General features: G+C 37.1%; 31 protein-coding genes and 1 tRNA gene. 6 read left to right on the plus strand and 26 right to left on the minus strand.

Annotation, left to right across the window (positions count from 1 at the left end):
- Window positions 1-2: 2 nt before the first annotated feature.
- The 5 genes from HUE58_RS04240 to infA all read right to left on the minus strand — a co-directional run bounded on the left by HUE58_RS04240 (window position 3) and on the right by infA (window position 3,563).
- On the minus strand, window positions 3-1,136 hold the full coding sequence (locus tag HUE58_RS04240) for a sodium ion-translocating decarboxylase subunit beta (protein WP_174605780.1): 1,134 nt from the start codon (window positions 1,134-1,136) through the stop codon (window positions 3-5).
- Between the two features lie 15 nt (window positions 1,137-1,151).
- On the minus strand, window positions 1,152-2,981 hold the full coding sequence (gene oadA, locus HUE58_RS04245) for a sodium-extruding oxaloacetate decarboxylase subunit alpha (protein ID WP_174605781.1): 1,830 nt from the start codon (window positions 2,979-2,981) through the stop codon (window positions 1,152-1,154).
- A gap of 5 nt (window positions 2,982-2,986) precedes the next feature.
- Window positions 2,987-3,229, minus strand: coding sequence for an OadG family protein (locus tag HUE58_RS04250; protein WP_174605782.1), 243 nt, complete (start codon window positions 3,227-3,229; stop codon window positions 2,987-2,989).
- A 23-nt stretch (window positions 3,230-3,252) separates the two neighbouring features.
- Window positions 3,253-3,337, minus strand: a tRNA-Leu gene (locus tag HUE58_RS04255).
- Between the two features lie 7 nt (window positions 3,338-3,344).
- Window positions 3,345-3,563, minus strand: a complete 219-nt coding sequence (gene infA / locus HUE58_RS04260; RefSeq protein ID WP_174605783.1) for a translation initiation factor IF-1 — start codon at window positions 3,561-3,563, stop codon at window positions 3,345-3,347.
- A 179-nt stretch (window positions 3,564-3,742) separates the two neighbouring features.
- On the opposite strand from infA, the gene metF reads away from it, so the two are divergent.
- A complete protein-coding gene (gene metF / locus HUE58_RS04265) occupies window positions 3,743-4,564 on the plus strand; it encodes a methylenetetrahydrofolate reductase [NAD(P)H] (RefSeq protein WP_174605784.1) in 822 nt (273 codons plus the stop codon).
- Here the strand turns inward: metF and HUE58_RS04270 are convergent, their stop codons facing one another.
- The 5 genes from HUE58_RS04270 to HUE58_RS04285 all read right to left on the minus strand — a co-directional run bounded on the left by HUE58_RS04270 (window position 4,565) and on the right by HUE58_RS04285 (window position 7,405).
- Complete coding sequence (locus HUE58_RS04270; protein ID WP_174605785.1) at window positions 4,565-4,933, minus strand: hypothetical protein; 369 nt, start codon at window positions 4,931-4,933, stop codon at window positions 4,565-4,567.
- Window positions 4,934-5,162: 229 nt separating this feature from the next.
- Window positions 5,163-5,291, minus strand: a complete 129-nt coding sequence (locus HUE58_RS07150) for a hypothetical protein (RefSeq protein WP_277997992.1) — start codon at window positions 5,289-5,291, stop codon at window positions 5,163-5,165.
- A 283-nt stretch (window positions 5,292-5,574) separates the two neighbouring features.
- Window positions 5,575-6,018 carry a hypothetical protein gene (locus HUE58_RS04275; RefSeq protein ID WP_174605786.1) on the minus strand — a complete coding sequence of 148 codons (444 nt, stop codon included), beginning with the start codon at window positions 6,016-6,018 and terminating at the stop codon, window positions 5,575-5,577.
- Window positions 6,019-6,055: 37 nt separating this feature from the next.
- Window positions 6,056-6,808, minus strand: coding sequence for a uroporphyrinogen-III synthase (locus tag HUE58_RS04280; RefSeq protein WP_174605787.1), 753 nt, complete (start codon window positions 6,806-6,808; stop codon window positions 6,056-6,058).
- A 3-nt stretch (window positions 6,809-6,811) separates the two neighbouring features.
- The gene (locus HUE58_RS04285; RefSeq protein WP_174605788.1) at window positions 6,812-7,405 is read right to left on the minus strand and encodes a hypothetical protein; all 594 of its coding nucleotides are present in this window, start codon (window positions 7,403-7,405) and stop codon (window positions 6,812-6,814) included.
- Window positions 7,406-7,464: 59 nt separating this feature from the next.
- Here HUE58_RS04285 and HUE58_RS04290 point away from each other — a divergent pair, with 59 nt between their 5' ends.
- Window positions 7,465-8,418 carry a calcium/sodium antiporter gene (locus tag HUE58_RS04290; protein ID WP_174605789.1) on the plus strand — a complete coding sequence of 318 codons (954 nt, stop codon included), beginning with the start codon at window positions 7,465-7,467 and terminating at the stop codon, window positions 8,416-8,418.
- Window positions 8,403-8,873 (plus strand): tRNA (adenosine(37)-N6)-threonylcarbamoyltransferase complex ATPase subunit type 1 TsaE, encoded by a 471-nt coding sequence (gene tsaE, locus HUE58_RS04295; RefSeq protein ID WP_174605790.1) that lies wholly within the window; start codon window positions 8,403-8,405, stop codon window positions 8,871-8,873. The genes HUE58_RS04290 and tsaE overlap by 16 nt, the downstream gene beginning before the upstream one ends.
- Before the next feature lie 453 nt (window positions 8,874-9,326).
- Here the strand turns inward: tsaE and HUE58_RS04300 are convergent, their stop codons facing one another.
- The 16 genes from HUE58_RS04300 to HUE58_RS04375 all read right to left on the minus strand — a co-directional run bounded on the left by HUE58_RS04300 (window position 9,327) and on the right by HUE58_RS04375 (window position 24,090).
- A complete protein-coding gene (locus tag HUE58_RS04300) occupies window positions 9,327-9,668 on the minus strand; it encodes a HesB/IscA family protein (RefSeq protein ID WP_174605791.1) in 342 nt (113 codons plus the stop codon).
- Window positions 9,665-11,026, minus strand: coding sequence for a cobyrinic acid a,c-diamide synthase CobB (locus HUE58_RS04305; RefSeq protein ID WP_174605792.1), 1,362 nt, complete (start codon window positions 11,024-11,026; stop codon window positions 9,665-9,667). The genes HUE58_RS04300 and HUE58_RS04305 overlap by 4 nt, the downstream gene beginning before the upstream one ends.
- A 73-nt stretch (window positions 11,027-11,099) precedes the next feature.
- Entirely contained in the window at window positions 11,100-11,687 is a 588-nt protein-coding gene (locus tag HUE58_RS04310; protein WP_174605793.1) for a peptidoglycan-binding domain-containing protein, read from the minus strand.
- Between the two features lie 51 nt (window positions 11,688-11,738).
- Window positions 11,739-12,932 carry an NrfD/PsrC family molybdoenzyme membrane anchor subunit gene (gene nrfD, locus HUE58_RS04315; protein ID WP_174605794.1) on the minus strand — a complete coding sequence of 398 codons (1,194 nt, stop codon included), beginning with the start codon at window positions 12,930-12,932 and terminating at the stop codon, window positions 11,739-11,741.
- Between the two features lie 25 nt (window positions 12,933-12,957).
- Window positions 12,958-13,689, minus strand: a complete 732-nt coding sequence (gene dsrO, locus HUE58_RS04320) for a sulfate reduction electron transfer complex DsrMKJOP subunit DsrO (protein ID WP_174605795.1) — start codon at window positions 13,687-13,689, stop codon at window positions 12,958-12,960.
- Window positions 13,686-14,069, minus strand: a complete 384-nt coding sequence (locus HUE58_RS04325; RefSeq protein WP_174605796.1) for a sulfur reduction protein DsrJ — start codon at window positions 14,067-14,069, stop codon at window positions 13,686-13,688. The genes dsrO and HUE58_RS04325 overlap by 4 nt, the downstream gene beginning before the upstream one ends.
- A gap of 28 nt (window positions 14,070-14,097) precedes the next feature.
- A complete protein-coding gene (locus HUE58_RS04330; RefSeq protein ID WP_174605797.1) occupies window positions 14,098-16,062 on the minus strand; it encodes an NAD(P)-binding protein in 1,965 nt (654 codons plus the stop codon).
- Between the two features lie 21 nt (window positions 16,063-16,083).
- On the minus strand, window positions 16,084-17,676 hold the full coding sequence (gene dsrK / locus HUE58_RS04335) for a sulfate reduction electron transfer complex DsrMKJOP subunit DsrK (RefSeq protein WP_174605798.1): 1,593 nt from the start codon (window positions 17,674-17,676) through the stop codon (window positions 16,084-16,086).
- Between the two features lies 1 nt (window position 17,677).
- On the minus strand, window positions 17,678-18,451 hold the full coding sequence (locus HUE58_RS04340) for a respiratory nitrate reductase subunit gamma (protein WP_174605799.1): 774 nt from the start codon (window positions 18,449-18,451) through the stop codon (window positions 17,678-17,680).
- Between the two features lie 74 nt (window positions 18,452-18,525).
- The gene (locus tag HUE58_RS04345) at window positions 18,526-18,849 is read right to left on the minus strand and encodes a TusE/DsrC/DsvC family sulfur relay protein (RefSeq protein WP_174605800.1); all 324 of its coding nucleotides are present in this window, start codon (window positions 18,847-18,849) and stop codon (window positions 18,526-18,528) included.
- A gap of 26 nt (window positions 18,850-18,875) precedes the next feature.
- Window positions 18,876-19,172: a sulfurtransferase complex subunit TusB gene (gene tusB, locus HUE58_RS04350; RefSeq protein ID WP_174605801.1), complete on the minus strand. Its 297-nt coding sequence runs from the start codon at window positions 19,170-19,172 to the stop codon at window positions 18,876-18,878.
- A 12-nt stretch (window positions 19,173-19,184) separates the two neighbouring features.
- On the minus strand, window positions 19,185-19,589 hold the full coding sequence (gene tusC / locus HUE58_RS04355) for a sulfurtransferase complex subunit TusC (protein ID WP_174605802.1): 405 nt from the start codon (window positions 19,587-19,589) through the stop codon (window positions 19,185-19,187).
- Window position 19,590: 1 nt separating this feature from the next.
- The gene (gene tusD, locus HUE58_RS04360; RefSeq protein ID WP_174605803.1) at window positions 19,591-19,992 is read right to left on the minus strand and encodes a sulfurtransferase complex subunit TusD; all 402 of its coding nucleotides are present in this window, start codon (window positions 19,990-19,992) and stop codon (window positions 19,591-19,593) included.
- A 12-nt stretch (window positions 19,993-20,004) separates the two neighbouring features.
- Entirely contained in the window at window positions 20,005-21,078 is a 1,074-nt protein-coding gene (gene dsrB / locus HUE58_RS04365; protein ID WP_174605804.1) for a dissimilatory-type sulfite reductase subunit beta, read from the minus strand.
- A 72-nt stretch (window positions 21,079-21,150) separates the two neighbouring features.
- A complete protein-coding gene (gene dsrA / locus HUE58_RS04370; protein ID WP_174605805.1) occupies window positions 21,151-22,452 on the minus strand; it encodes a dissimilatory-type sulfite reductase subunit alpha in 1,302 nt (433 codons plus the stop codon).
- 204 nt (window positions 22,453-22,656) lie between these two features.
- Complete coding sequence (locus HUE58_RS04375; protein WP_174605806.1) at window positions 22,657-24,090, minus strand: glutamate synthase subunit beta; 1,434 nt, start codon at window positions 24,088-24,090, stop codon at window positions 22,657-22,659.
- 142 nt (window positions 24,091-24,232) lie between these two features.
- Here HUE58_RS04375 and rplS point away from each other — a divergent pair, with 142 nt between their 5' ends.
- From rplS to HUE58_RS04390, 3 genes are all read left to right on the plus strand, one after another.
- The gene (rplS, locus tag HUE58_RS04380) at window positions 24,233-24,586 is read left to right on the plus strand and encodes a 50S ribosomal protein L19 (RefSeq protein WP_174605807.1); all 354 of its coding nucleotides are present in this window, start codon (window positions 24,233-24,235) and stop codon (window positions 24,584-24,586) included.
- Between the two features lie 72 nt (window positions 24,587-24,658).
- Entirely contained in the window at window positions 24,659-25,540 is an 882-nt protein-coding gene (gene xerD / locus HUE58_RS04385; protein WP_174605808.1) for a site-specific tyrosine recombinase XerD, read from the plus strand.
- Window positions 25,541-26,068: 528 nt separating this feature from the next.
- Window positions 26,069-26,278 carry a hypothetical protein gene (locus HUE58_RS04390; protein WP_174605809.1) on the plus strand — a complete coding sequence of 70 codons (210 nt, stop codon included), beginning with the start codon at window positions 26,069-26,071 and terminating at the stop codon, window positions 26,276-26,278.
- Window positions 26,279-26,835 lie beyond the last annotated feature (557 nt).

The raw sequence follows: 26,835 nt of genomic DNA on the forward strand, positions 1-26,835 counted from the left end.
AACTAGCCTAAAAACTGAATCATGATACCTGCTGCAATTGCCGAACCAATCACACCAGCAACATTAGGACCCATTGCATGCATTAATAAAAAGTTATGTGGATTAGCCTCTAAACCCACTTTATTAGAAACACGAGCCGCCATAGGCACTGCAGAAACACCAGCAGAACCAATCAAAGGATTGATTTTATTTTTACTAAATACATTCATAAGTTTTGCCATTAATAGCCCACAAGCCGTACCAATAGCAAAAGCTACCATGCCTAAAAGCAAAATACCTAAGGTGTCTAGTTGTAAGAATTTATCCGCCATCAGTTTTGAACCCACTGCCAAGCCTAGGAAAATAGTCACAATATTAATCAAAGCATTTTGCGTTGTATCGCTCAAACGATCAACCACGCCAGACTCTTTCATTAAATTACCAAAGGTAAACATACCCAGCAGTGGCGCTGCATCAGGCAATAATAAAGCCACTAGTATTAACAACATAATGGGGAAAATAATCTTTTCGGCTTTTAACACTTTGCGTAATTGCACCATTTCAATTTGACGTTCTTTTTCAGTCGTTAGAGCGCGCATAATTGGCGGTTGAATAAGTGGCACTAACGCCATATAAGAGTAAGAGGCAACTGCAATTGCACCTAACAAATCAGGTGCAAGTTTTGCAGCAACATAAATACTGGTTGGGCCATCAGCGCCACCAATAATACCAATAGCAGCAGCATCAGTCAGACTAAAATCAAAAATTCCTAGTGCTGTTAAGCCAATAGCGCCCAATAAAGTCGCAAAAATACCAAATTGTGCTGCTGCACCAAGTAGTAATGTCTTAGGGTTGGCCAATAACGGGCTAAAATCAGTCAAGGCGCCTATACCCATGAAAATAATCAATGGAAATGCACCAGACTCAATGCCTACTACATAGAATACATGCAGAATACCACTACCTTCAGCAATACCTGTACCTGGAATATTGGCCAAAATTGCACCAAAACCAATGGGCAATAATAACAATGGCTCAAAATTCTTAATAATTGCTAAATATAGGAGTAGCATCCCAACTAATAGCATTAAGCCTTGTCCCCAAGACATCTGATAAAGGCCTGTGTTAATCCAAAGTGTGTTTAATTGTTGTTCCATGTTAAGATTTACAAATTATGCAAGTGTTAATAAGGTTTGGCCTACATCAACTGTATCGCCTTCCTTAATCTCGATATTAGTCACAACGCCACTTCTAGCGGCTTTAATTTCAGTTTCCATTTTCATGGCTTCAAGAATAACCAAAACATCGCCTTGATTAATTTTTTGATTCACCTCAACCATTACTTTCCAAATAGTCCCTGATAATGGCGCATCAATGGCCTCAGCTTCTATTATTGGTGCTGTGCTAAGTATTTCTTTTTCTAGTGGCGTTGATGCTTGTGTTTGATCAGAAGAGGCCTTCATTGAGGTAATATTACCCCCTGCTGAAACGTCAACAGTATAGGAATTACCTTTAAATGAAATGGTATAAGTCCCTTCTTCTTTGTCAGGCTTTTGGCAATTATCACCCACTTGTGGCACTGACTCAAAGAAATCAGGATTGTCTCGATTTTGTAAAAATAAGATACCCACTTGCGGAAATAATGCGTAAGTTAATAAATCATCAATCTTATCTTTAGCCAAAGAAATTCCTTTTTCAGCAACGATTTTATCAAACTCTTGCTCAAGAATATGCATCTCTGGTGCAATGTTATCAGCAGGTCTACAAGTAATTGGCTCACCACCATCTAAAACTTTAACTTGCAAGGCTTGGTCAACAGGTGCGGGTGTTGCACCATATTCACCTTTGAGCACACCAGCAGATTCTTTAGTAATCGTCTTATAGCGCTCACCAGCGAGTACATTAAGTACAGATTGTGTACCTACAATTTGAGAAGTGGGTGTTACCAATGGGATATAGCCCAAATCTTTACGCACACGTGGAATTTCAGCCAACACTTCATCCATCTTATCAAGTGCACCTTGTTCGCGTAGTTGGCTTTCCATGTTAGTTAGCATACCGCCTGGCACTTGGGATAATAAAATTCTTGAATCCACTCCTCTAAGCGAGCCTTCAAACTGTGCATATTTACAACGCACTAGCCTAAAATAAGCATCAATTTCTTCTAATTTTTTCAAATCTAGCCCTGTTTTTCTTGGACTGTTTTCTAAAATAGAAACCACAGAATTGGTCGCACTATGGCCATAAGTCATACTCATAGAACCAATGGCAGTATCAACACGATCAATGCCAGCTTCAACAGCTTTAACGATGGTAGCAGTGGATAATCCAGTTGTTGCGTGAGCATGTAATTGAATGGGAATATCAACAACTGCCTTTAACGCTTTAACCAAGTCATAAGCCACGTACGGTTGCAACAAACCCGCCATATCTTTAATACAAAGAGAATGTGCGCCCATATCTTCAATTTCTTTGGCCATATCTAGCCAAGTTTGAGTGTTGTGCACTGGACTGACTGTATAAGAAATAGTGCCTTGAGCATGCATGCCTAATTTAACAGTTTGGTCTGTTGCTGTTTTAAGATTGCGAATGTCATTCATCGCATCAAAAATCCGAAACACGCTCACGCCATTTTCAGCACTTTGGTCTACAAATTTACGCACCACGTCATCACTATAGTGGCGATAGCCTAATAAATTTTGACCTCTAAGTAACATTTGCTGAGGCGTATTAGGCATTACTTTTTTAATCTCACGGATTCTATCCCAAGAATCTTCTCCTAAATAACGAATACATGAATCAAAAGTTGCCCCACCCCATGATTCCATTGACCAATAGCCAATTTTGTCTAATTTGTCGGCAATCGGCAACATATCATCAATACGCATGCGTGTTGCAAATAAGGATTGATGCGCATCTCTAAAAACAAGCTCAGTAATTTCTACCTTTTTGCCTTGTACACTATCAGGCTTCTTAGTTAATTTTTTAAGAAAATTTAGCATAATCCTTATGCCCCCCTATGCATTTTGATTGCTTGTTCAATGACAAATTTAGTTTCCTCATCCATCTCGTCTTTAAGTTCAGAATTGTTGTTAAAATCTTGCTGATCATGAACTTTACTTTGAAATTTTTGAATCATCATAGACATTAATTTAGTAACACCAACCAACAAAGTTAAAAACAAAAATACGAACCCCATACCAAATAAGGTTAAATTAAGTGCTTGAGCTATAAAATCTATTTGTTCCATATTATGATTTTTTTATATTAATTTGGTACCGATGGACGGAATCGAACCGTCACTCCCGAAGGAACCGGATTTTGAATCCGGCGCGTCTACCAATTCCACCACATCGGCAATATTTTTATTTGTGTCTAAAAGTAATCCTTCCTTTAGTTAAATCATAAGGTGTCATCTCAACGGTTACTCTATCACCTGGAAGAATGCGAATATAGTACTTGCGAATTTTGCCAGAAATATGCGCCAAAATACGATGACCATTTTCTAACTCAACCGTAAAAGTCGTATTTGGTAACTTTTCTTTAACAACACCTTCTAATTCAATGTAATCGCTTTTTGACATAAATCGCTATAAATTTTCAAATTTTCAACTAAATAAATTCGTTTATTTTACCCGATTGTTAGAGGATAGTTAAAAAAATCATAAATCCAAAATCTAGCTTTTATAGAAATTGGAAACGCCTTAATCTTAACTGACATCAGTTATAATAAGGGCACTTTTATTATAGATGTATTGCATTAATGAAAATCAGTTTTGAGTTTTTTCCGCCTAGAACAAATCAAGGCAAAGAGAAACTAACCCAAGTTAGGCAAAGTTTAAGTGTGATATCGCCTGAATATTTTTCAACCACTTTTGGCGCAGGTGGCACAACACAAAATGCAACCTTAAAAGCGGTGTTAGATATTCAAAAAAACGGCAACATTCCAGCTGCGCCACATCTGTCTTGTATTGGTTCAGAAAAGTCCAACATTGTTGAATTATTAGACAAATACAAATCTGCAAATATTAATCGTATCATTGCACTAAGAGGCGATATTCCTTCGGATATGCATGATATTGGCGATTTTCATTATGCCAATGAATTGGTTGAATTTATCCAATCTGAATATAATGACTACTTCCATATTCAGGTGGCAGCCTATCCTGAAATGCACCCGCAAGCCAATAATATTGCAAGTGATTTAGCGCACTTTGTTAACAAGATTAAAGCAGGCGCTAATGGTGCAACTACACAATACTTCTATAATGCTGATGCCTATTTTAGGTTTAGGGATGATGTGCAAAAACTGGGTGTAGATATCCCAATCACACCAGGTATTATGCCAATTATCAATTACACTCAACTGCTTAACTTTTCTAATATGTGCGGCGCGCAAATTCCAAAGTGGATTTTAGAACGGCTCAAACTTTATGAAACCGACTTAGAATCACTTGGTGATTTTGGTTTTGATGTTGTCTCCAACTTATGTCAGACACTCAAAAGTCAAGGCGTGGGTAGTTTTCATTTTTATTCAATGAATCGTACAGAGCCTTCTCTCAAGTTAGCAAAAAGCATTGTGTAATTATTTAATTATGGATTTTATTCTTTCAAGGTATATCAAAGAATAAGGCATAGTTTTATCCTTAGCAACTAAGCGATTATCAACACTCACTATTTGAATGAGTCGCCATCCATTATTATAGAACGCTTCAAAAGTTTCTCTTCTAGTATTAGAGTCAATATCACATAATAATTTGCTATTGACACTGGCCAAATGATAATAGGCTGGGGTTTTCTTAACTTTGGTATTTACTGAACAAATTGCCAATTCATATTGAGTTTTAACTGGGTTTGATTTTTTAATAGTGCTGATTTTTAATGGCTCGTCTTTAGTATCAAAAAACCCTGAAAATGATGAAATAGGAAATAGGAAATAGGAAATAAAACCCAAACAGCCAATAATATCTTTTCTATCATTAGATAATCCTAATAAAAAATAACCTAATTAAAGGCTATTTTCTATAATTTAATAGAGTTTAAAAAAATTAAAATGCTCAATCAACTACTGAGCCAGCATTATTACCTGAACCTGTCTGAGTAGCTTTAACACTATTAAGTCAAACCATATTCATCATCATGATAAGAAGCCGCCAATGGCAAGTGAATTCTGAGCATTAAATCTACCAATACTTACCCCTAATTGAACCTTTACCGTTAAAAGTTTGTGGAATACCATCCATTGCCATACTCATGGCAACACCTTTATTAACTTTGTCTACATGCGTATTGCCATCTGAATTTGTAACCAATAAATTAGCCTGACCTGAATCAACTTCAAGTTTTTCACTACCAATTGTGAGTGAATCTAATCTGCTTTGCGCTGTGTTTATAGTGGTTTATACATCCGCAGCGGCATTGGCGTTTGCCTGTTCTGCTGCTCTAGCGATTATTGTTTCGGCATCGAGGTCTGTTTGTTCGACTAGGACTGTGTGTGCCTGTTGTGGTTCCAGTGCCATCAGACCCGGTGGTTGTAACTACTGCTTGTGAAGTGGTGATTAATAAACCAAGAATTAGTATGAAAAATCTATTAATTTAGCTCTGTTCTTCATGGTTTTTAATCCAATGCTGAAGTTTATGTAAGGGCTCTTTATCTTGAGCGTGGCAACATTTCTCAAGCACATTTAAACGATTTCCCAATTCTTCAAACACCATTACATAATGCTCATTCCTTAACTCTTCTTTATAAAGCTTGGATTTAAGCGAGGTGATGATGCTGATTAATTTTTGTTCATTTTCTTGTTTAGCAGTATCAGTTGCACCGGTTTTAAACATGGCATCAGCTTTGATTTGTTGCATTTTTTGTATGTGTTTATCTTGCTCTGAATGCAAACTTATTTTAGGATAAGCCAGTCTAATGCTGTCCGTTGTCACGTAACCCTCATGAGTCTGCAACTTGCCAGAATTGATTTGTGCTTGAATTTGGGTGCGACTTACCCTAAGCTTACGTGCTACTTGTGAAACACTTAATTTAATCATATTACCCTCCAAAAAACCACCAAAGATAGTTGATAAACTAACTAGATTTTACTGATTTGTCAAGTGTATTAAGATTTGTTAATACTGAAATAATACCATTATCACTAGCATTCGGCGTGACCAATACCTTGTCAAACCCAATTGAATTAACATAAGTCTTTATTCTGTCACTTAAAACTACTAATAAATAGTTTTTAAGCTTATTAATATCAAGAATTTGGCTGGATATTTCCAGTAGTGATTTCATGCTATCTATGCTAGTAATGCTAATAATACCTTCATTGCTTAATAAAAATTCATTGAGTGATTGATAGTGCAGAGAGTTAATATCATGACTCACACGCTCGTACACTTCAACGTATTCAACTTGATTATCTTGCTTAATTAGGCCTTGCTTTAAGGTTTCTCTACCACCTCTACCTCTACCTCTAAAAATTAAAATTATTTTATGATGCAAGCAATTCACACTATCAAGAGCCAAAAGCGCCTCACTGGAAGCGTTTTCTCTAGGAAAGTCGTCAATCTTTGTGTCATTCTCGCTTAGTTTTCTGGCGGTAGCACTACCCACTGCAAAAATCTGATGATAACTCATTGTTTTAAGAATTTTTAAGCCGTGTTCAACAGCATTGGCACTAATAAAAATAACCACATCATAATGACTTTTTTCTGCTTTGGCATCAATAGGATTAAGCTTTAATGTTGGAAAGAAAAGTGGCTTATTGCCACTTTTAAGCACCATAGATTGTAGTTCTTTTACTTGTAAAAGTGGTCTAGTTAGTAATACATTCACTAACTAAAACCCTAGTATTTCGGCAATAATTCGTATTTTATTCAACGTTTCACTTTCTGCATGCTTGCAAATAAGTACAGTTTTGGTGTTAATAAGCGATATGTCTTGTAAAAAATACCGAATTTGCTTTTCATCCCAAACATTAGAAGTGTAAAGAATAGGCAATTGATTAAAATACAAATGCTTGTTTGCTATTAGCTTAGTATTTAAATCAAATTTAAGTTTCTTGTCAGACTGAAAGCATAATTGATAGCCATTTAATATCGCCATTATTTCATTATTTAGCTGCTTATCAAGTTCACAAAATAAGATAAATTGAGATTGATATTGCTGGATTGGTTTAAGTTTTGATGCAAGTTGAGTTGCATCTAATAATTGAGCTTGTTCAATAGATATAACCAATTCAAATACCTCATCAGAGTCTTCTAATTCTGTAAATATTTGCTCAAAATCTTCTTCAGTATCAATTTTTAAAGCCAAGGCTTTGAATAAGGTTGAGTAATAATCAAAACGCCATTCATTAGGCAAATCATCAGGGTAAAAGTCGTCAAGTAAATCTAAGCCACTACGGCCAATTAAGAATTCTGTTTTATTCATTTGGTTTTATATATCTTTATAATAAGTGAAAGTTTTATACAAAAATCTCTTTATTAATTATGCCGGATATTCTACTATCAATTATTGCCTTGTTATCAGGATTTGTACTTTTAATTTGGAGTGCGGATGAATTTACTGAAAATGGGGCAAAAATTGCCAATATCTTTAAAATATCGCCACTCATTATTGGATTAATTATCTTTGGATTTAGCACCAGCGCACCTGAAATGTTAGTATCTGCACTTGCTGCTATGGAGGGCAATACAGGACTTAGTATTGGCAATGCGATTGGTTCTAATATTTTTAATATTGCGCTTATATTAGGCATTAGTGCAATTATTGCTCCAATTAAAGTGCAGGGAGATATTTTGAAAAAAGAGTGGCTATTTTTAATGATTGCTACACTTTGTGCAGGGCCACTGTTGTGGGATTATCGTCTTGATTTTACAGATGGCATGGTTTTATTGTCTTTACTAATTTTATTTTTTGTTTATACCTTTAAGCAGGCAAAAAATAAAACGCATCATGAATTTGACGAACTTGAACATAATGTGAGCAAAACTCAGGTTAAAAAAACTTGGGTAATGTTGATTGTGGGTTTAGTGGTTTTAGTCTCTAGCGCAAAACTTGTGGTTTGGGGTGGTGTGGCAGTGGCCAAAATATTTGGTGTTTCAGATTTAATTATTGGACTTAGCGTAGTAGCACTAGGTACCAGTTTGCCAGAATTGGCAGTATCAATCGCAAGCGTTCTGAAGAAGCGATATGCAATGGTGGTAGGCAATGTAATCGGCTCTAATCTATTTAACACCGTTGCCGTATTGGCCATACCAGGATTAATCCACCCATCAGATGTGCCAGTAGAGGTTATTAATAGAGACTACCCAGTCATGTTATTATTGACTATTTTACTACTTGTTGTCTCTTATAAATTTAACAAAAAACACATTATTAATCGTTTTGAAGGGTTTGTGCTTATTGGGGTATTTGGTCTTTATATGTGGCAATTATTTTGAAATTAACCCTTCACAGTGAGTCTGAGACTTATGATTTTGCACATCAATTGGCTCGGTGCGCTCAGTTGGTTGATAACTCTATTGTTATTTATTTAGAGGGTGATTTAGGCGTTGGAAAAACCACATTAGCTCGAGGATTTATTCAATTTTATGGGTTTAAGCGAGTTAAAAGTCCTACCTACTCTCTAGTAGAGAGCTATGTTAATGACAAAGTCAATATCCACCACTTTGACTGTTATCGATTAAGCGATGCGCAAGAGTTAGAATATATTGGCATCCGCGAATATTTAACACCTGGTCATATTCAACTGATTGAATGGGCAGATTTAGGCAAAGGCATAATTGCATCAGCAGATATGATGATTAAAATTACTGATGATTTTGATAAGCGCGAACTAGAAATTATCACATATACACAAGTTGGAAAGAAACTGCTCACATGTATCAATTTATAAAAAATATCAAATACAACTTCTTTCAATTTAATAAATAAACAAAGCCTTCTTTGTATTGAGAAGATGCATTTATTCGTCTTATTCTCTTTATTATTAGGCAATGTTTATGCAGACAATAAAAAAAACAACCAAACAAGATTAAAACACAACCAAAATCATTTTAATTGATGCAGATCATGGCGGTGAAGACTCAAGTGCGATGGATTATCGGCGCTCAAAAGAAGAACATATTACCTAAAAAATTAGCAAAAAAATCAATCGAACCTGAAGCATGAAAGTCATTCTTATTATTTGTTGTCTTAAAAATACCTCCTATTCCTTCTGTGCTAGTTGAAACTGCACTTATTTCTAACCCTGAAGAGGAAAAATGACTTAATAATTCAAAAGAATAGGATAAGATTGCCAATGCAATTTATCAAGGAATTTTAGATTATTACAAATAATCCGAGTGGGTTATTTTTTATCTGATTTATCAGGCGCATGCTCCTCTTTTGGTGGCTCGTAGTTTGGATCATTTGGGTTCATAAATACAAAGTGATAATCGCTGTCTTTATTCATTTGGTCAAAATCCACCACCATGCCTTCAAGTAGTGCTTTTTGCTCATAAGCAAGAATGTACTCAATGCCATTAGATCTAAGATGGATATCGCTCTCATTACAATCATCAAAGCCCATCAAATATTGGAAGCCATCATCGGTTTTATCAACAGCAAAGCGAATTAACAGTCCTTGAGTTTCTGGATTATGGGTTGATAAAATAATTTCATCTGCTGCTTTTTTTGTAATTGTAATCATAATTTTTGCTTTTTAATCTTACTTATAAAGTTAACAAATTGCACAACCCACGCATTGCCTTCCACGTTGCGTAAGTGTGTATAGGAAGCTAAAAGGTTATGTTTAATAATGCCATCGAACTTATTATCCACACCCACACCACGCAAAACCTTAAAAGCATAACGTGTATTGGCGTTAAGATTTTTAAGCTTTGAGTAGTGAAACTCGTGCGCATAAATACGCTTAGACACGCCAGACCAGCAATGCTCATCGGTTGGCTCAAGTTCAACATAACCCCTGCCAATAGGTTTGGGTGTCATATGCGTATCTGCATCAATCACACCTACCATTGGATAGGTTTGTTTATTATAGGTAATACTGTTGGTTAAATACATCAAACCACCACATTCTACGTACGTTGGTAGACCTTGTTCTATTTTAGTTTTAATATCTTCTAGCAAGGGTTGATTGGCATTTAACACTTTAAGTTGCATTTCTGGAAAACCACCGCCGATAAATAATCCATCACATACTGGCAAGTTGTTGTTTTTAAGCGTGTCAAAATATTTTATACTAACACCTAGTGACTCAAATTTATCTAAATCATCTTGATAATAAAAACCAAATGCGCTATCTTTAGCAATAGCAACCGTGATTTTTTCCTTAATTGTACTAGTGTTAATAATTTGCTTATTGGGCTTAATACAAGTCAGATTCATTAATGCATTAAGGTCAACTTGATCGGCAATAATATTGGCAATTTTTTTGATAAAAGTTTGCGATTGTGGCGTTTCATTGGCAGGCATTAAACCCAGATGGCGCTCATCAATCACTAGTGATTTAGAGCGACGTACGCAGCCTAACACAGGAAGATCAGTGTAATACTCAATCGCTTGAATTAATTTTGACTGATGACGCTCACTGGCTACTTTATTAAGGATAACGCCAGCAATATCTATATTTTTATCAAACGTCTGATAGCCACTAAGTAGTGGTGCAACACCACGAGTAATGCCTGTGCTGTCAATTACTAATACTACGGGGATGTTCAACAATTTAGCAAGATCAGCATTAGCATTACCACCAGTAACACTCATGCCATCAAACAAACCCTTGTTACCCTCAATAATAGTAAGGTCACTATTGACACTTTGATTGTTATACAATTGGATAATTTCATCATCAGCCATGTTGTAAAAATCTAGGTTATAACAAGGGTTGCCACTAGCTTGAGCAAGCCAAATAGGATCAATGTAATCAGGGCCTTTTTTAAAGGCTTGAACCTTGAAAGACTGTTGTTTAAACGCAGCACACAACCCTAAACTAACAACAGTTTTGCCTGAGGATTTATGACTAGCAGATAAGTAAAAACAACTCATAAAATTTTATGATAATAAAAAAGGAGGCGTTACGCCTCCTTTTTTTAAGTTATTTAAATCAAACTCTAATACTTTAGTATTTAATACCTAAAGATTTAACTGTATCCATATTAACCAAACCATCAATATCTAAACCTTTAGATTTTTGGTAAGATTTAATAGCAAATGTTGTTTTATTATTAATAATTCCATCTACCTGATTTGAAACTAAATAACCAGATTTAGACAATGCTTTCTCAAACGACTTTAGCACTAAAGTGGTCGCATTTTGTTCGCATAAAATTGAACGCCATTGGTAATGACCAGCTGTTTTCTCGACGCACTCTTGAATTGTAGAATAAACCGCAGGATGCGATTTTACGATGCGTGTTTTTGCAGGTATTACAATGACTGTCTCTTTATATGTTTTATAAATTGCAGCAACTTCTCTAATTTTTGTTGAGGCGGGTATTTTTAATACTTTTTTCATTTCATTTTTACAACTAGCTTCTACATAAGCAGGCACGTAACTCTCGCCAATTTTGGCAATACTATCCAAGCCTTTCATTCCTTTAATAATCTCTTTGCTGGCGATGCGAGGACGTTCCGTAACATTTGCTATCTCATGGGCATGGTTAGTTTGATTCCAATTCCAATCACTGATATGAGCCCGCTCATTCATAATTTATAGTTCTAACCTCGAAATAATTATACATCTTTTTACGGAAAAACATTATTTATTTTGTGCTGCATTATCTGCCAAACTTTCTGGCAAGAACGCTAAGAGTTTAACCAAGAATGTCACCGCAATGATTGCCAAAGCAACACCACCAATACCAAGAAAAATCTCTGGCAGAGAAGCTGAATACTGAGCAACACCACCATAACCTTCTAAAATTTCCTTACCTGGGAATAATTCCATTGGATAAGCCTGACCGCCAATAATAATAACGTACAACTGAATAAGTCCGCCAATAATAATCAACACAGAAGCTAAGCCTAACATTGAGCGATTACCCTTAGTAGCAGGATGGTAAATCAAAACCGTTGGAGTAAGCCCACCTAAAATAATTTGCCCATACCAAAATAATTTTGTATAAATACCGCCATCAAAAAGAATGAAATTTTCAACGCCTGTATTTTCTGCTAAATACAAATTACCCAAATGATATACAGCCACAAAATACATTACTGCTACGACAAACACACCTAGAAGGTTACTCAAACGATTAACCACAGCGTCCTCTAAAGGTCTGTTAGTCCACTGATAACTTGCCATCAAAATGAGTATGAAAAATGCCAACCCGAACGCAAAAGACATGATGATAAACATAGGTGCCATAATAACGGCATCGTAAGCCTGCTTAGCAACTAAAAACCCAAAAATAGAACCTGTGCCTGTGGTCAGAATTAAACGCCAACCAAAAGCGACTAAGCCAGCTTTTCGGCTAAATTTATTCATACGACGTTCAAACAGCAACCACAAATAAACAGCAACCACCACAAAAAAACCATTATATAAAATAATATTCCAAGCAAAAATTGATTTAAAATTATATTCAGTCATGGCAATAATCAAACGATCTGGGCGGCCTAAATCAAGCACCAATACCATTAAACCACCTGCTAATAATGATAACGCAACCAGACCAGATAAGCGTGATAAAGGCTTATATAGTTTTTTATTAAACACAGAAGAAATTGAAGCCACGTTTAGTGCACCACTCGCCGCCACTATCAAAAACAAAGCAAACACATGTGGCATGCCCCACACAATACGATTACTCATACCAGTCACAAAATGACCATGATGCTCCATATAGTACGCACTACCTAGTGCAGCTAAAACTAGCCCCCCCAGTCCTGCAATTAGTGCATAAAACCCTAGGCTTTTTCCTTCAATTTGTTCAAAACGAATATTGCTCATAAAATTCCCAAATTAAATTTATTATTTAAATACCACTATAACGTATGCCAGTATTTAGATTAAGGTCTGCTCTGATTTGTGCAGATTGAACTGTTTTTAAAGTTTGATTAATTTTGCTTGATACATCATACAAATCACCAAAAATAACAGCGTCACTGTTCACGCTTGCAACACAAGCAGGTACTTCACCTTTATCAACCTTATGTACACACATCGTACAAGACTCAACAGTGCCTTTGCCACGAGGCATGTGTTCTTTTTGATTTCTTAGTGTCTCGTGTACAAACGAGCGTGCATCATACGGGCAAGCCATCATGCAATAACGACAACCAATACATAAATGTTTATCTACCAATACAATGCCATCTTCACGTTTCATAGAAGCATTTGTTGGACAAACATCAACACAAGGCGGCTCTTCGCAATGCTGACACATGAGTGCAAGATTGCTTACTTTGCCAGTCGCTTTATCTTTAACTTTTAGTTTTTTAATCCAGCCTGGTTTTTGATTGCCTGTTGAATATAGCTCTGAACCCCAACCTTGTTCTTTTTGACAAGCACTAACCATGCCATCAATATCAGCCTCGGTTAATTTATTGGTATCAATCAACATGCCCCAACGTTTTTCATTGGTCACTGGCACCTTGTTAGTACTAGCGAATGTTGTAAGTGTAATACCACTAGCAACTGTGGCAACACCAATCGTTGTTGCACTCATGGTTTTGATAAAATCACGACGATTTAATGTTTTATTCATAAGGAGCCTTCCTTTGGAATCGTACGGTGACAAGTGAAGCAATCAAGGCTAACGCTGACCTGTTCATGACAATCTGAACAAAATTGACCTTTCTTATCAACTGAACGATACTGGTTGTTTGTCTTATCTTTATTGACATGACACGACACACAGCCTTTTAAAGAATACTCGTCTGTTCGAACGCCTTGGCGTAAGGTTTTATCACGCTTATGGCGTAAAAATTCAGGGTGTATTTTTCGAATAATTGAAATACTTTCATGAAATACTTTACCAGATGCCTTAATAGAGCTGGCCTGCTCACCAAGATTAGCGTGTTCGTTAGTATGCGCAAACGCACTGCTTATCAGCAAAGTTAAAAAAACAATCAAAAAACGATTCATAATTTTATCCCGCTTAGATTAAATTGAACTACTCACCAAGACCCATTTGAATATAACCAGTCGGGCAAACATCAGCACAAATATGACAACCAATACACTTATTGTAATCAGTATCAACATATCTGCCTAATGTTGCCTTATCTTTCTTAACTTTAAAGACTGCGTCTTGAGGGCAATACATCACACAGTTATCACACTCAAAACACAAGCCACAAGACATACAACGGGCTGCTTCTTTTTGCACTTCCTCTTCAGTATAGCCAATTAAACGCTCATCAAAGTTACCCAATACGTTATCAACATCTACCAATTTGTGATTGCGCTGATTGCGTTGTTCATAATCAAAATGACCTAAGAACAATTCCGCATGTGGAATGATGGAAGCAAAAGCACGATCTTCATAATTATGCACCGCAAAATCGGCAATATCTGTTGAGGCTGCAACATCAGAGCCTTGCTCATAAGACTCAGGAGAAAGGTCCCACTCTTTCAACTTATCCATTAAATCAAAGTAACTAACATCGACCTTAGGACGAGTATGTTGATCAGAACCTGCAAGATAATCACCAATACTTTCAGCAACAATTGACGCTTGACCAATGGCAGTCGTTAATAAGTGTGGACGAACCACATCACCACAAACAAAGAAACCTGGTTTATTAGGCACTTGGTAGTTCTTATCTGCGTCAATAAATCCATGCTCATTAAAGAAGGAAGTGTCCATGCCTTCAGAATCAACACCTTGACCAATGGCAGAAACAATCAACTCACATTCAATATCAAACTCAGAGCCTTCAATTGGTGTGTTTCCATCTTCTTCTAAACGAATCATACGCAGTGCAGTTGCACGACCATCTTTTCCTGTAATTACTTCAACAGGTTGTAATTGACCTTGAATTTCAACACCTTCACGAGTTGCATCATCAATTTCTTCTTGCGCTGCTGGCATGTTTTCAACAGTAGAGCGTGTTGTTAACAATACATCTGCGCCTAGACGCTTAGAAGTATCAACCACGTCATGCGCTGTGTCACTAAAAATAATATGTTCAGGACGATCTTTTTCAGCGACATTAGTAATGTCACCCAAACGACGTGCAACTGATACAACATCAATTGAAGTATCGCCACCACCAATACAAATCACCTTGCCTGTAATGTGCTTTAAACGGCCTTGGTTGTACGCCTCAAGAAAAGCAACACCAGAGACGCAATTTGTTGCTTCACCGCCTGGGACAGGCAACGTACGGCCGCTCATAGCACCCATTGCAAATAAAACCGCATCAAATTCTTTTTCTAATTCATCAATAGTAACACTAACACCAACCTTGGTGTTCATTCTAGTTTCAATGCCTGTATTGATAATACGATCAATCTCATAAGACAATACATCGCGTGGCACACGATAATCAGGAATACCGTACATCATCATGCCACCTAATTGATCATATTTTTCAAATACAGTGACGCTGTGACCCTGACGACGTAATTTAAGTGCTGCTGCCAAACCACCACAACCACCACCAATAATGGCAACTTTTTTGCCTGTGTCTTTAGCATCAACTTTAAATGTGTAACCTTCAACTTTTGCATTATCACCAATAAACTGTTCAACCGCATTAATACCAACCGTATCTTCAACTTCATTACGATTACAACCATCTTCACAAGGTGCTGGACAAACACGACCCATTACCGATGGAAATGGATTTGAATTTGTAGAACATTGGAATGCATACTCTTGCCAAGATAGGTCACCAGAAGGCTTCTCCATACCGCGAACAATGTCTAACCAGCCACGAATATTATGCCCTGAAGGGCACGAACCTTGACAAGGTGGCGTTTGGGTGACATAAGTAGGACACTTATGAGAGGTGTCTTCTTTGAAAATCTTTTGGCTCCATGGCACTGTTTTTAGTTCATCACCATCATCGGTATATAATCTGAATGTGTGATTATCGCCCTTAGTTGGTACGCCATATGGGTTCTTTTGCATATCAAATCTCCTTATATTCGTTTAAGTTTCTGTCAACATGGCATCATCAGTATCAGTTTGTGGTTGAACCTTCTGAACTGCTGTTTGTGGCTTATCCATAATAATTGCTTCGCTCACTAATTGGTGAACACTCACAATCATGTACGGATCAAAATTAAATTTAGGTAGTACTTTAGAAAACTGCGACTTACAAATGGCACAAATAGCAGCCAGTGTATTAACGCCATTATCTTTTTCAACTGCTTTCAGTGCTTGCATTCTTGGCATTGCACCCTTCACACGAATTTCCATTAAATCGTCTGTTAATAAGCCACCACCACCACCGCAACAAAAAGTAGCCTCCTTAATTGTGTTACGTTTCATATCAACATAATTATTGCACACAGCTTTAATAACATCACGTGGCAAAATAAATTGACCGTCTGAAATGCCACCCATATTGGTTGCACGGGCAACATTGCATGAATCATGGAAAGTAACCGTGCGATCATCATTAGCAGACTTATCAAAAGCCAGTTTACCTCTTTGAATTAAGCCATGGGTGTATTCAATAATATGTTGTGGTTGCGGATAACGATGATCTAATTGATCTTGTAATTTTTGACCAAATTCATCGGTAGCACCTGCACCTACGCCCGATAGAGTATTCCAAAAACTATAGGCAACACGCCAAGCATGTCCACATTCACCTACCATAACCCGTGACACTTCTAAATCAAGTGCAGCCTTGCGAATACGCAAAGCAGCTTTACGCATCACATCATAAGAGCCAATAAACATGCCAAAGTTTGCACCTTCAGAGGCATATGAACTTAGCGTCCAACTAACACCGTCTTGATGAAACACCTTGCCATAACCGATTAAACCATCAATATGAGGTTCAGCAAAAAAGTCTGCTGAGGGGGTGATTAATAGAATTTCTGCGCCCTTTTGATCTAAGGGGTATTTAACAGCAACCCCACCTGTTTCTTCTTCAATTTCTTCTTCAAGGTCAAGCAATGTATCACGCAAAGCCGGCTCAGGCAAACCTAAGTTATTACCAATTGTTAAAGCTTTACCTAAAATTTGATTGCAATATTTTTGACCTATACCAACTGCATCTAGCACCTCACGAGCTGCCATTGAAATTTCAGCTGTGTCAATACCGTATGGGCAGAATACCGAACAGCGACGACATTGTGAACACTGATGAAAATAGTTATACCAATCATCCAACATATCATCATCTAGCTCTTTAGCGCCTACTAATTTAGGGAAGTATTTACCTGCAAAGGTAAAATGGCGACGATACACACTTCTAAATAAATCTTGGCGTGCAACTGGCATATTTTTCGGGTCTGAAGAGCCCAAAAAGTAATGACACTTATCAGTACAAGCGCCACATTTAACACACGAATCTAAAAATACTTGTACAGAGCGATATTTAGACTTAAGTTCGCCCATTTTATCAATAGCAACTTGCTGCCAATTGTCTACTTTTTCACCAGGAAAGCCTAATGGATTTTGAAATTCTTGTACGGATTTGAACGGACCCTCGCCATCCATAATACCTTCTTTTAACTCAGGAATTTCAAGATAAGTGGGTAATACTGGAATGTCAAATTCTTTTGCCATATTATTCATCCTTACCTAAAGTTTGTTCTAGTCGTGTTACATGTTCTTGTTCTTGCTTGAGCGCCCAAGATGAAATATGGCGCTTTAAACGAGCATCGTCTACCTGATTTCGTGTTGGACTAAAAAAAATACCTGGCACGTGTAATAATTTAGAAATTGGGAAAACTGCCATCAGCACAAATACCAAGAAAATGTGTACTAAAAAATGCACTTCTGTTGGTAGGTTTGCCCAATTAAAACTGACTAAGCCTGAGGCAAATTCCTTGACCATAATAATGTCTGTATGACTGCTGGTGAATGTCATCACAGCGCCACTCACACCAATAATAATTAACATGATTAACATTAAATAATCACTCGGTGCTGAAATATAACGAATACGCTCAACAAAAATACGGCGTAACATAAGCCCAATAAGACCAATTACCATGGCAAAAGCAGCATACTTAAATGGCTGGGTTAATAAAAAGATATCGGGCAAGTCACCTGGCCAAAAATAACGTATATGGCGAATTAAAACCAATAATAGACCGAAATGAAACAACCAGCCAAATAACCAAATCCATTTGTTTGATTTGAACAGACTTTCAAATAAAGCCACTTCACGCATCATGCGCATAACCACACCTGTTTGTGTTAATGGAGTTGGTGCAGTAGGAATTTTAAGGGGAACTGGCGTTATCCAAAATTGATAAATTTTTCTCGCCATTCCGACAAGGAATACAATTAATGAAATATAAAATAAAGCGGTAAAAAAAATGCTTATTACAGACATATTGCTCTCAAATTCAATGGTTAAAATATTAAAAAACACCCACCAAAGCAGGTGTTTTTATTGCTTGTATTGACTTAAATACAGCCAGTTGGTTTTGGCAATCCAGCGAAACGACAACCTTGCTTACCAGGACCATATGGGAACAAAGAGTACAAGTACTTAGAGTTACCTTTGTCTTTACCCATTCTTTTAGCAATTGCTTTGGTTAATACGCGCACTGCAGGTGCAATTTGGTACTCTTCAAAATAATCACGTAAGAAATTAATCACATCCCAATGCTCATCACTTAAATCAACATCGTCATCTTTTGCCATTTTCTCAGCAATTTCTTTGGTCCAATCGCCCAAATCTACCAAGAAACCTTCTTCATCTACTTCTGCGCCTAAAATATCAGCCATTTTTTACTCCTATATAAAAATTTAAGTTAAACCCAAGAAACCGCGGTTCCATGTTCAACAACCAAATCAACAAAACCTGCATAATCAATTAATTTGATATTATCAGCAAGTTTTGAAGAAATTCCTCTTGCTTCAACGTCACCCTGAAGTGCATAAACTCTACCTTGAGCGGCAAGATTAGCAATCATTGGTGTGTTGGTATTTTTCGCAGCAGAAATAACACCATCTTCAATTAATAAAATAACACTTGTATCATCAATTATATTAAGACAGGATTTGAGTGAATTTCGCTCGAAAGATGATTTATTAACAGTATGTAACATATTTAATCTCCCTTAGAAACTTAGACATACGTCTTGTTCAGACATAATTTTTGAAAGCTCGACATTAGAAATCACTTTAACGCTCGGCTTTTCTGCCCAATCATCGTCTTCATCTTCATACACTAAAGGCATTAAATCATCTACATTCAATCCTCTTTCTTCTAAAGACTCTGCTGATACATAAAGCTTATTAATGTCATAATCACCCAATGCATGGAAGGTTTTAGAAAAATTCTTCATACCAATACCATCAGCATTTTGCCCTTCAACAATTTGATATACACCATCATCAATAAAAGCCAAAGAAACATCCTGTTCAAATGCTGCAGCAATTAACACTACTTCTAGCGACTCAATTGCATACACTGTGCCAAATGAAGAACGGCGATTTAAATATATAAATTTCTTAGTTACCATCTTAATCCCCAAATACCACTAAACGATCGGACTGAATGCCCGCTTCAATCAACTGACCCAAGCCAGAAATACGAAATGCTGGATGAATGTTATTACCATCAATACCATTCTTACTTGCCTCAGATTTATCTAGCATACCGCGACGAAGCGCTGCCGCTATACACACAACAAGTTCAGGCTCACCATCAACGTTCTTAATGCCTAACTCTGCCCACTGGTTAACAACATTACGATCATCTTGTGGTGGTAATGTAAAACGTGATGCATTATTCACACCATCATGATAGAAAAAGACACGAAAAATTTCATGGCCTTTTTCAATCGCCGCTTTGGCAAATTGGTACGCCGTATCAGATGCTTGATGCTGGTACGGCCCTTCATTAATTTGAATAGAAATCTTCATAATAATCGATATCTAGAAACGAATATATGCAGAAGAATTTAACTCATGACGTGCACCTTTCCAATCATTGATGTGGAATTTAGTGAACGGCAAACCTGTCTTTTCAAAAAATGCTGGCCAACCAATACGATCAACCCATTCGCCCATTCTTTCCCAATCACGGGCATCGTCTTTATAAACAGACAAGATATTCTTAACCACGGCGCCAACTTCTGGCCATCTTGGCGGATTGTTAGGTAAATTAGAAGCGACTAATTTATGGAACGAAGGTTTAGATCTCGCATTTGAGTTCTTGCCACCAATCCATAACGCAATCTTAGAATGCTCAGGATCGTTAATTTGCATCGGCGGACATGGCGGAAAGCACGCACCACAGCAAATACATTTCTTCTCATCAACTTCCAATGTTGGCTTGCCATTAACCATTGCAGGACGAATCGCAGCAACTGGACAACGTGCAACAACGGTTGGACGCTCACACACATTAGCCACTAAATCATGGTTAATTTTAGGTGGTTTAGTGTGTTGAATATTAAGTGCGATATCGCCTTGACCACCACAGTTAATTTGACAACAAGAAGTGGTCATATGTACACGGTTAGGCATTTCTTCACGCGTAAATTCCTCATGCAGTTCGTCCATGAGCGACTTTACAATACCCGAAGCATCTGTACCTGGAATGTCGCAATGCAACCAACCTTGGGTGTGTGAAATCATGGCTACCGACGGACCTGTACCACCTACAGGAAAACCTGCTTCAATTAATGCTACAATTAGCGGTTCAACTTTTGCGCCATCAGCCACCATGTACTCAACATTAGAGCGCATGGTAAAACGAACAAAGCCATCCGCAAACTCATCAGCAATATCAGCTAATTTTCTAATGGTATAAACATCCATTTGACGTGCGGTACCACAGCGAACTGTCCAAACTTCTTCATTATTTTTTGAAGTGTGGTGCAATACACCTGAACGAGGACGATCATGATAAACCCACTGTCCGTAGTTACGACGCATCGTCGGGTGCATGTATTGAATAGGATCAGGGCAACCTGATTCGATAGGCATTCTTGGTGCTTCAGCCATTTTATTTCTCCTAGTATATAAAGTTAGGTGAGATCTCTACTCACCTTAAAAATTGTTATTTAAACGATGTACCTATGCACTTGCCTCTGCTTTATTTTCAAACCACTTAACAGCCTCTTCGTCCCATGTGTCCATACGAACGTAAGATGAAGTACGTGTAGAATTAACCATATTAGGGTCTACATTAAGGCCAATGCCTTCAAGGAAGTTAACCACGCCAATACGCTCAATCATTTCACCCGTTCTTTCGTGCTCTAATGCATTCTCAGCAAAAAAATCAATCACTTCACCTGCTAAATCTTCAATCGCTTCAAAATCATCTGCTGTGTCCATTTTCATAAATGGCACAACGACTGAACCAAACAAGTCACCAATTTTAAGCGTACGCTTACCACCCATGATAATCATCACGCCTTTATCATCACCTGTTGCTAAGATAGGTTCTACGTCACCTTTAGCAATATATTTATGAGTTAAAGGACTGGTAACATTTAAACAATGCATACATTTAACGCAGTTCTTGTTATCAATTGTAATTGAATTATCTTCATTAAGTGTCATCGCACTGGTAGGACAACGAGAAGTAATGTTGTCAATAACATAACTACGACCTTTGTCTGCAACCATCGCTTTCCATAGGTCTTGATTAACTTTAATATCGTCTCTCCAAGTGCCAATAACCGCAAAGTCAGCACGCTGAACTGTATTCATACAATCGTTTGCACAGCCTGATACTTTGAATTTCATTTTGTATGGTAATGCTGGACGATGCATGTCATCTAAGAATGCATTAACCAAGGTACGTAAAACTGCTTGCTCATTAACATTTGACATCTCACAACGTGAAGCACCAACACAAGACATACCCGTGCGCACTGCAGGACCAGCACCGCCTAAATCAAAACCATAATCATTAAATGTATTAAAAATAGTCTGTGTTGTTTCTTCAGTCGCACCTTGTAACATGATGTCGCCTGATTGGCCATGAAATGCAATCAAACCAGAACCACCGTTATCTACAAACATATCACACATATCTCTTAATAAAGTTGATGTGTAGTGCATGCCTGCTGGTGGTTGAATGCGTAAAGTATGGAACTCGCTTGCTGCAGGAAACTTATAAGTACCATCTTCGTTTTTTAATTCGTTAAAACGTGGAATAATACCACCGCCATAACCAATAACACCAACTGTACCGCCTTTCCAGTAGCCTTTTTTGGTTACATATGAAGTTTCTAGTGTGCCTAATACGTCACGTGCCATTTCAGCGCCAGCATGACTGTCACTTGCTAATCTTTTAAGACCTGTAACGAACGAGGGCCATGGACCATTTTCCAACTCATCAAGGTTGGGTGTGTTATATAACTCTGCCATTTTATCTCTCCAGTATATTTAAGTAAATCCCCTTGCTTTTTCCAAAAGGAAATATGAACGAAATAGATTATACTTAAATGAAAGAAAATACCAGCGTTTATTAGTGGTACTAACTACTATCCCTTAGGAGGTAGATTGCTTTAATTCTCAAAAAATCAAACTAATCTACCTCCTAAGGGATAGTAGTTAGTATGAGCAAGTATTTCATACTAGATATTCATTAACTTTAGCAGCAACACCACGACCTTCATTAATAGCCCACACAACCAACGATTGTCCACGACGACAGTCTCCAGCGGTAAAAATTCCTTTTTGTGATGTTGTGTATTGACCGTATTTAGCCTTATAATTACCACGTTCATCAAGCTCAATATTAGCATCATCACTTAAATAATGCTCAGGAGATACAAAGCCCATTGACAGTAAAACTAATTGTGTATACCAAGTTCTTTCACTGCCATCAATTTGGGTTAATTGCCCGTCTTTAAAATCAACATTGACCGTTCTTAAGCCAGTGACAAAACCCTGTTCATCTTTAATAAACGATTTGGTCATTAAATGATATTGTCTTGGATCTTTACCAAACATTTCTGTTACTTCGGCGTGTCCATAATCCACACGATAAATGAGTGGCCATAATGGCCAAGGATTGTTTGACGAACGCTCAACTGGCGGCTTGGCCATTAACTCAAAATTCACAATCGATTTTGCACCTTGGCGTAGCGCTGTGCCAATACAATCTGTGCCTGTATCGCCACCACCAATCACAATCACATCCTTACCTTTGGCGGATAAATCTGACTCATCTTCACGTCCAATATCTAGCAAACTTTTGGTGTTTTTAGCTAAATATTCCATTGCCAAATGTATGCCTTGTGCTTGGCGATTATCCACTAATAAATCTCGTGCTCTACTTGCACCTGTGGTTAACACAAGTGCATCAAAACCTTGTTGTAATTGTGTGGTGGTGATGTCTTTGCCAACATCGACATTGGTTATAAATTCAACCCCTGAGTCTTGCATTAATTTCACACGGCAATCAACCACATTTTTACCAAGTTTCATATTTGGAATGCCATACATTAATAAGCCGCCAATACGGTCATCACGCTCAAATATAGTAACATTGTGACCGATTTTATTTAACTCATCTGCCGCTGCTAAACCTGCAGGACCAGAGCCAATAATAGCAATTTTTTTATCCGTTCTATACTCAACTGTGTAGGGCTTAACCCAGCCTTTATCAAAACCTTTGTCAATAATGGCTTGCTCAATATTCTTAATCGCGACTGCAGGATTATTAATACCCAATACGCAAGAACCTTCGCAAGGCGCTGGACAAACTCGACCTGTAAATTCTGGGAAATTATTGGTTTTTAATAAACGTGCTAGTGCTTCTCGCCATTTATTATGATAAATTAAATCGTTAAATTCTGGAATTAGATTATCAACTGGACAACCATTTTCTGACTGGCAAAAAGGCACACCACAATCCATGCACCTTGCACCTTGCTCTTGAAGATGAGCCTTATCATGATGATTCGTAAAGATCTCACCATAATCTTTAATGCGCAAATCCACAGAGCGATAAGCCTCGGTTTTTCTATCAAATTCTTTAAAGCCAGTTACCTTTCCCATAACAAACACTCAAATATAAATTTAAAAGATTATGCCATATTTTTCGTAAAAGTGTACCACTCAAAAACTAGATAAAATTATATGACAAAATAGCGGTATAATTATTCCTTTTTTATGAAAGTTTATTCAAGGGAACACTCAAATGAATTTAATTGATCAAATTGAGAGCGAACAACTAAGATTAGACCTACCTTCATTCGCATCAGGCGATACGATTACTGTACAAGTAAGAGTACGTGAAGGCGAGCGTGAAAGATTGCAAGCATTTGAAGGTGTTGTTATTGCCAAGAAAAACCGAGGTATTGGCTCAGCATTCACAGTTAGAAAGATTTCTTATGGCGAGGGTGTTGAAAGAGTTTTTCAAACCCATTCAAAAATGATTGATTCAATTGAAGTAAAGCGTCGCGGTAAAGTTCATCAAGCCAAACTTTATTATCTTCGTGGCCTTACTGGCAAGAAAGCTAGAATTAAAGAAAAACTTCAGCTTAAAAAATAAACGATTTTTTTGATGAAAAATATCGGCCTTCACCGGCATTTTTTATAAGCCGTTATCTGTCATAATTTGGTAATGGATAATTCAATACTCATTGATCAATTTTTAGACAACTACTGGCTTTCATCAGGCGCTAGCAAAAATACGCTATCGGCTTATCGCTCTGATCTTAATTTATTTTCAAAATGGGTCAATAAATCACTCTCTGGTATTAGCGATACACATATTAATCAATATTTTAATGAGCGCCAATCAACATCTATGAGTGCCGCCACACAAGCCAGAATACTCACCTGTTTACGTATTTTTTACCAATACTTAATTAAACAAAAAGTCATTAAAAAAAATCCGACTGATAAATTACACCATCCTAAACAAGCGCAAAAACTACCCGTTTTTTTAAATATTAATGAGGTTGAGAGGCTGCTTAATACACCCGATCATAACACTATTTTTGGCCTGCGTGACCAAGCCATGTTAGAACTTTTATACGCTTGTGGACTGCGTGTCTCGGAGTTGATTAATCTGAGTTATCATCATATTAACCTGGCTGATGAATATATTCGCATTCATGGTAAGGGTAATAAAGAGCGTCTTTTACCAATGGGTGAAATGGCAATGGATTGTTTAACAAATTACGAAAAAAATGCAAGGCCATTTTTATTAAGGAACGGCCAAACTGATGGTTATTTTCTAACCAATCGTGGCACTAATATGAGCCGACAAAATTTTTTTTATATCATTAAAGGTTACGCATTCAAAGCAGGTATTAATAAACCCTTATCACCACATACACTGCGCCATGCTTTTGCCACACACCTTGTACAAAAAGGGGCAGACTTACGTAGTGTGCAATTAATGCTTGGACATAGTGACATTTCTAGTACACAAATCTACACCCATATTCAAAATACCCAGCTTAAATCACAACATAGCAAGCACCACCCCAGAGGATAGCAATAAATAGATCATAATCTTATATCAAATAAGAGATAATAAGTACAGCACAATCTTCCCTTTAAGGCTATTAATATTTTGCAAAAAAAAATAAGTAATAGCGTTATTGCCATCCATTTTTATTTCAGTAACTGCACACGAAAGTTCACACTCTATGTTAAAAAAAATAAAGTAGTGTCCCTTCAAAAAGACTACAGAATTGGCGATAGTGGGCATGATATTCTTAAAATAAAAGAATGGGCTAATGCTGTGGCAACTTAATGAAAACTTTACTAGCAATATTATTAGGCTTAGCCACACATAGTGTTTGATCAAACAACTGAAACAGTTCTCGAACAAGTGCAATAATTTCTCAACCTACCCCCGCCACAGGCATACTTAATAATACGACTTGGAAAGCCCTGGTTTCACCTATGACTAAAACATTTAACACTTAGGCTTTTTCCAATAGAACCTTGCGTGAAAAAATGAGATACTTTGCCACTAAACACTTGCAATATAAAGCATCTGAATTGACAGAGGGGAATATTGGGCCGTGGGTTAAAGAATGACCATGATGGCGATTGGACGTACTGGTGTCAAGGATTTGTATGTTTTGTATGTACCATTTTAAATCAAACTTTTAGCACTATTGGCGAATATTTTAGTAAATACTATGCCAATACTTGGACAGTTGAAGTTATGCGCAAAAAAGCACGCATTAAAAAATTATTGGCCCCATCAGCAACTCAAAGATAAAACATCACACCCCACAAGAGGACTAGATTGCGCTGTACATATCCACTAAAGATGCTCCCTCCGTGCTCATCACACAGAAATTATCAAGCAATACAAGAAATATCCAAGCAATATAGAGAAATTATTGAGAAGTTACCCGAATACAATTGTCCTTTTTTAATGACAATCACATCATTTTTAAAAAAGGACAAACGTTTATTATTTGATGATAATAAGACCAAAACACTTGTTTGACCCGGGAAGAATTACTAATCAAGATTTTTTCAAAACCATGTATGGCGATACCCAAGAAAAAGTTGAACAAAATCTTACTGAAATTATTTGAGAGCCAAAACTTGATGGACGTAAAATTAAAGTGACTAAAATTAATGGTGTAGCAAGCAAAATAAAAGCCATTGGGCGAGGAGTTAGACAGCTATCCAGAACTCAAACCATTCATCCATAATATTGCAGAAAACTATAAGTGGCGTAAAGTTAAAGGCACTAATTAATCAAGCCTACCTAACTTTTGGTATTGCGATTGACCTTAATGTTGCTGAATCTAGTTACTTGAAATG

Source organism: Candidatus Ruthia endofausta (genome assembly GCF_013342985.1).
Taxonomy (GTDB): domain Bacteria; phylum Pseudomonadota; class Gammaproteobacteria; order PS1; family Pseudothioglobaceae; genus Ruthia; species Ruthia endofausta.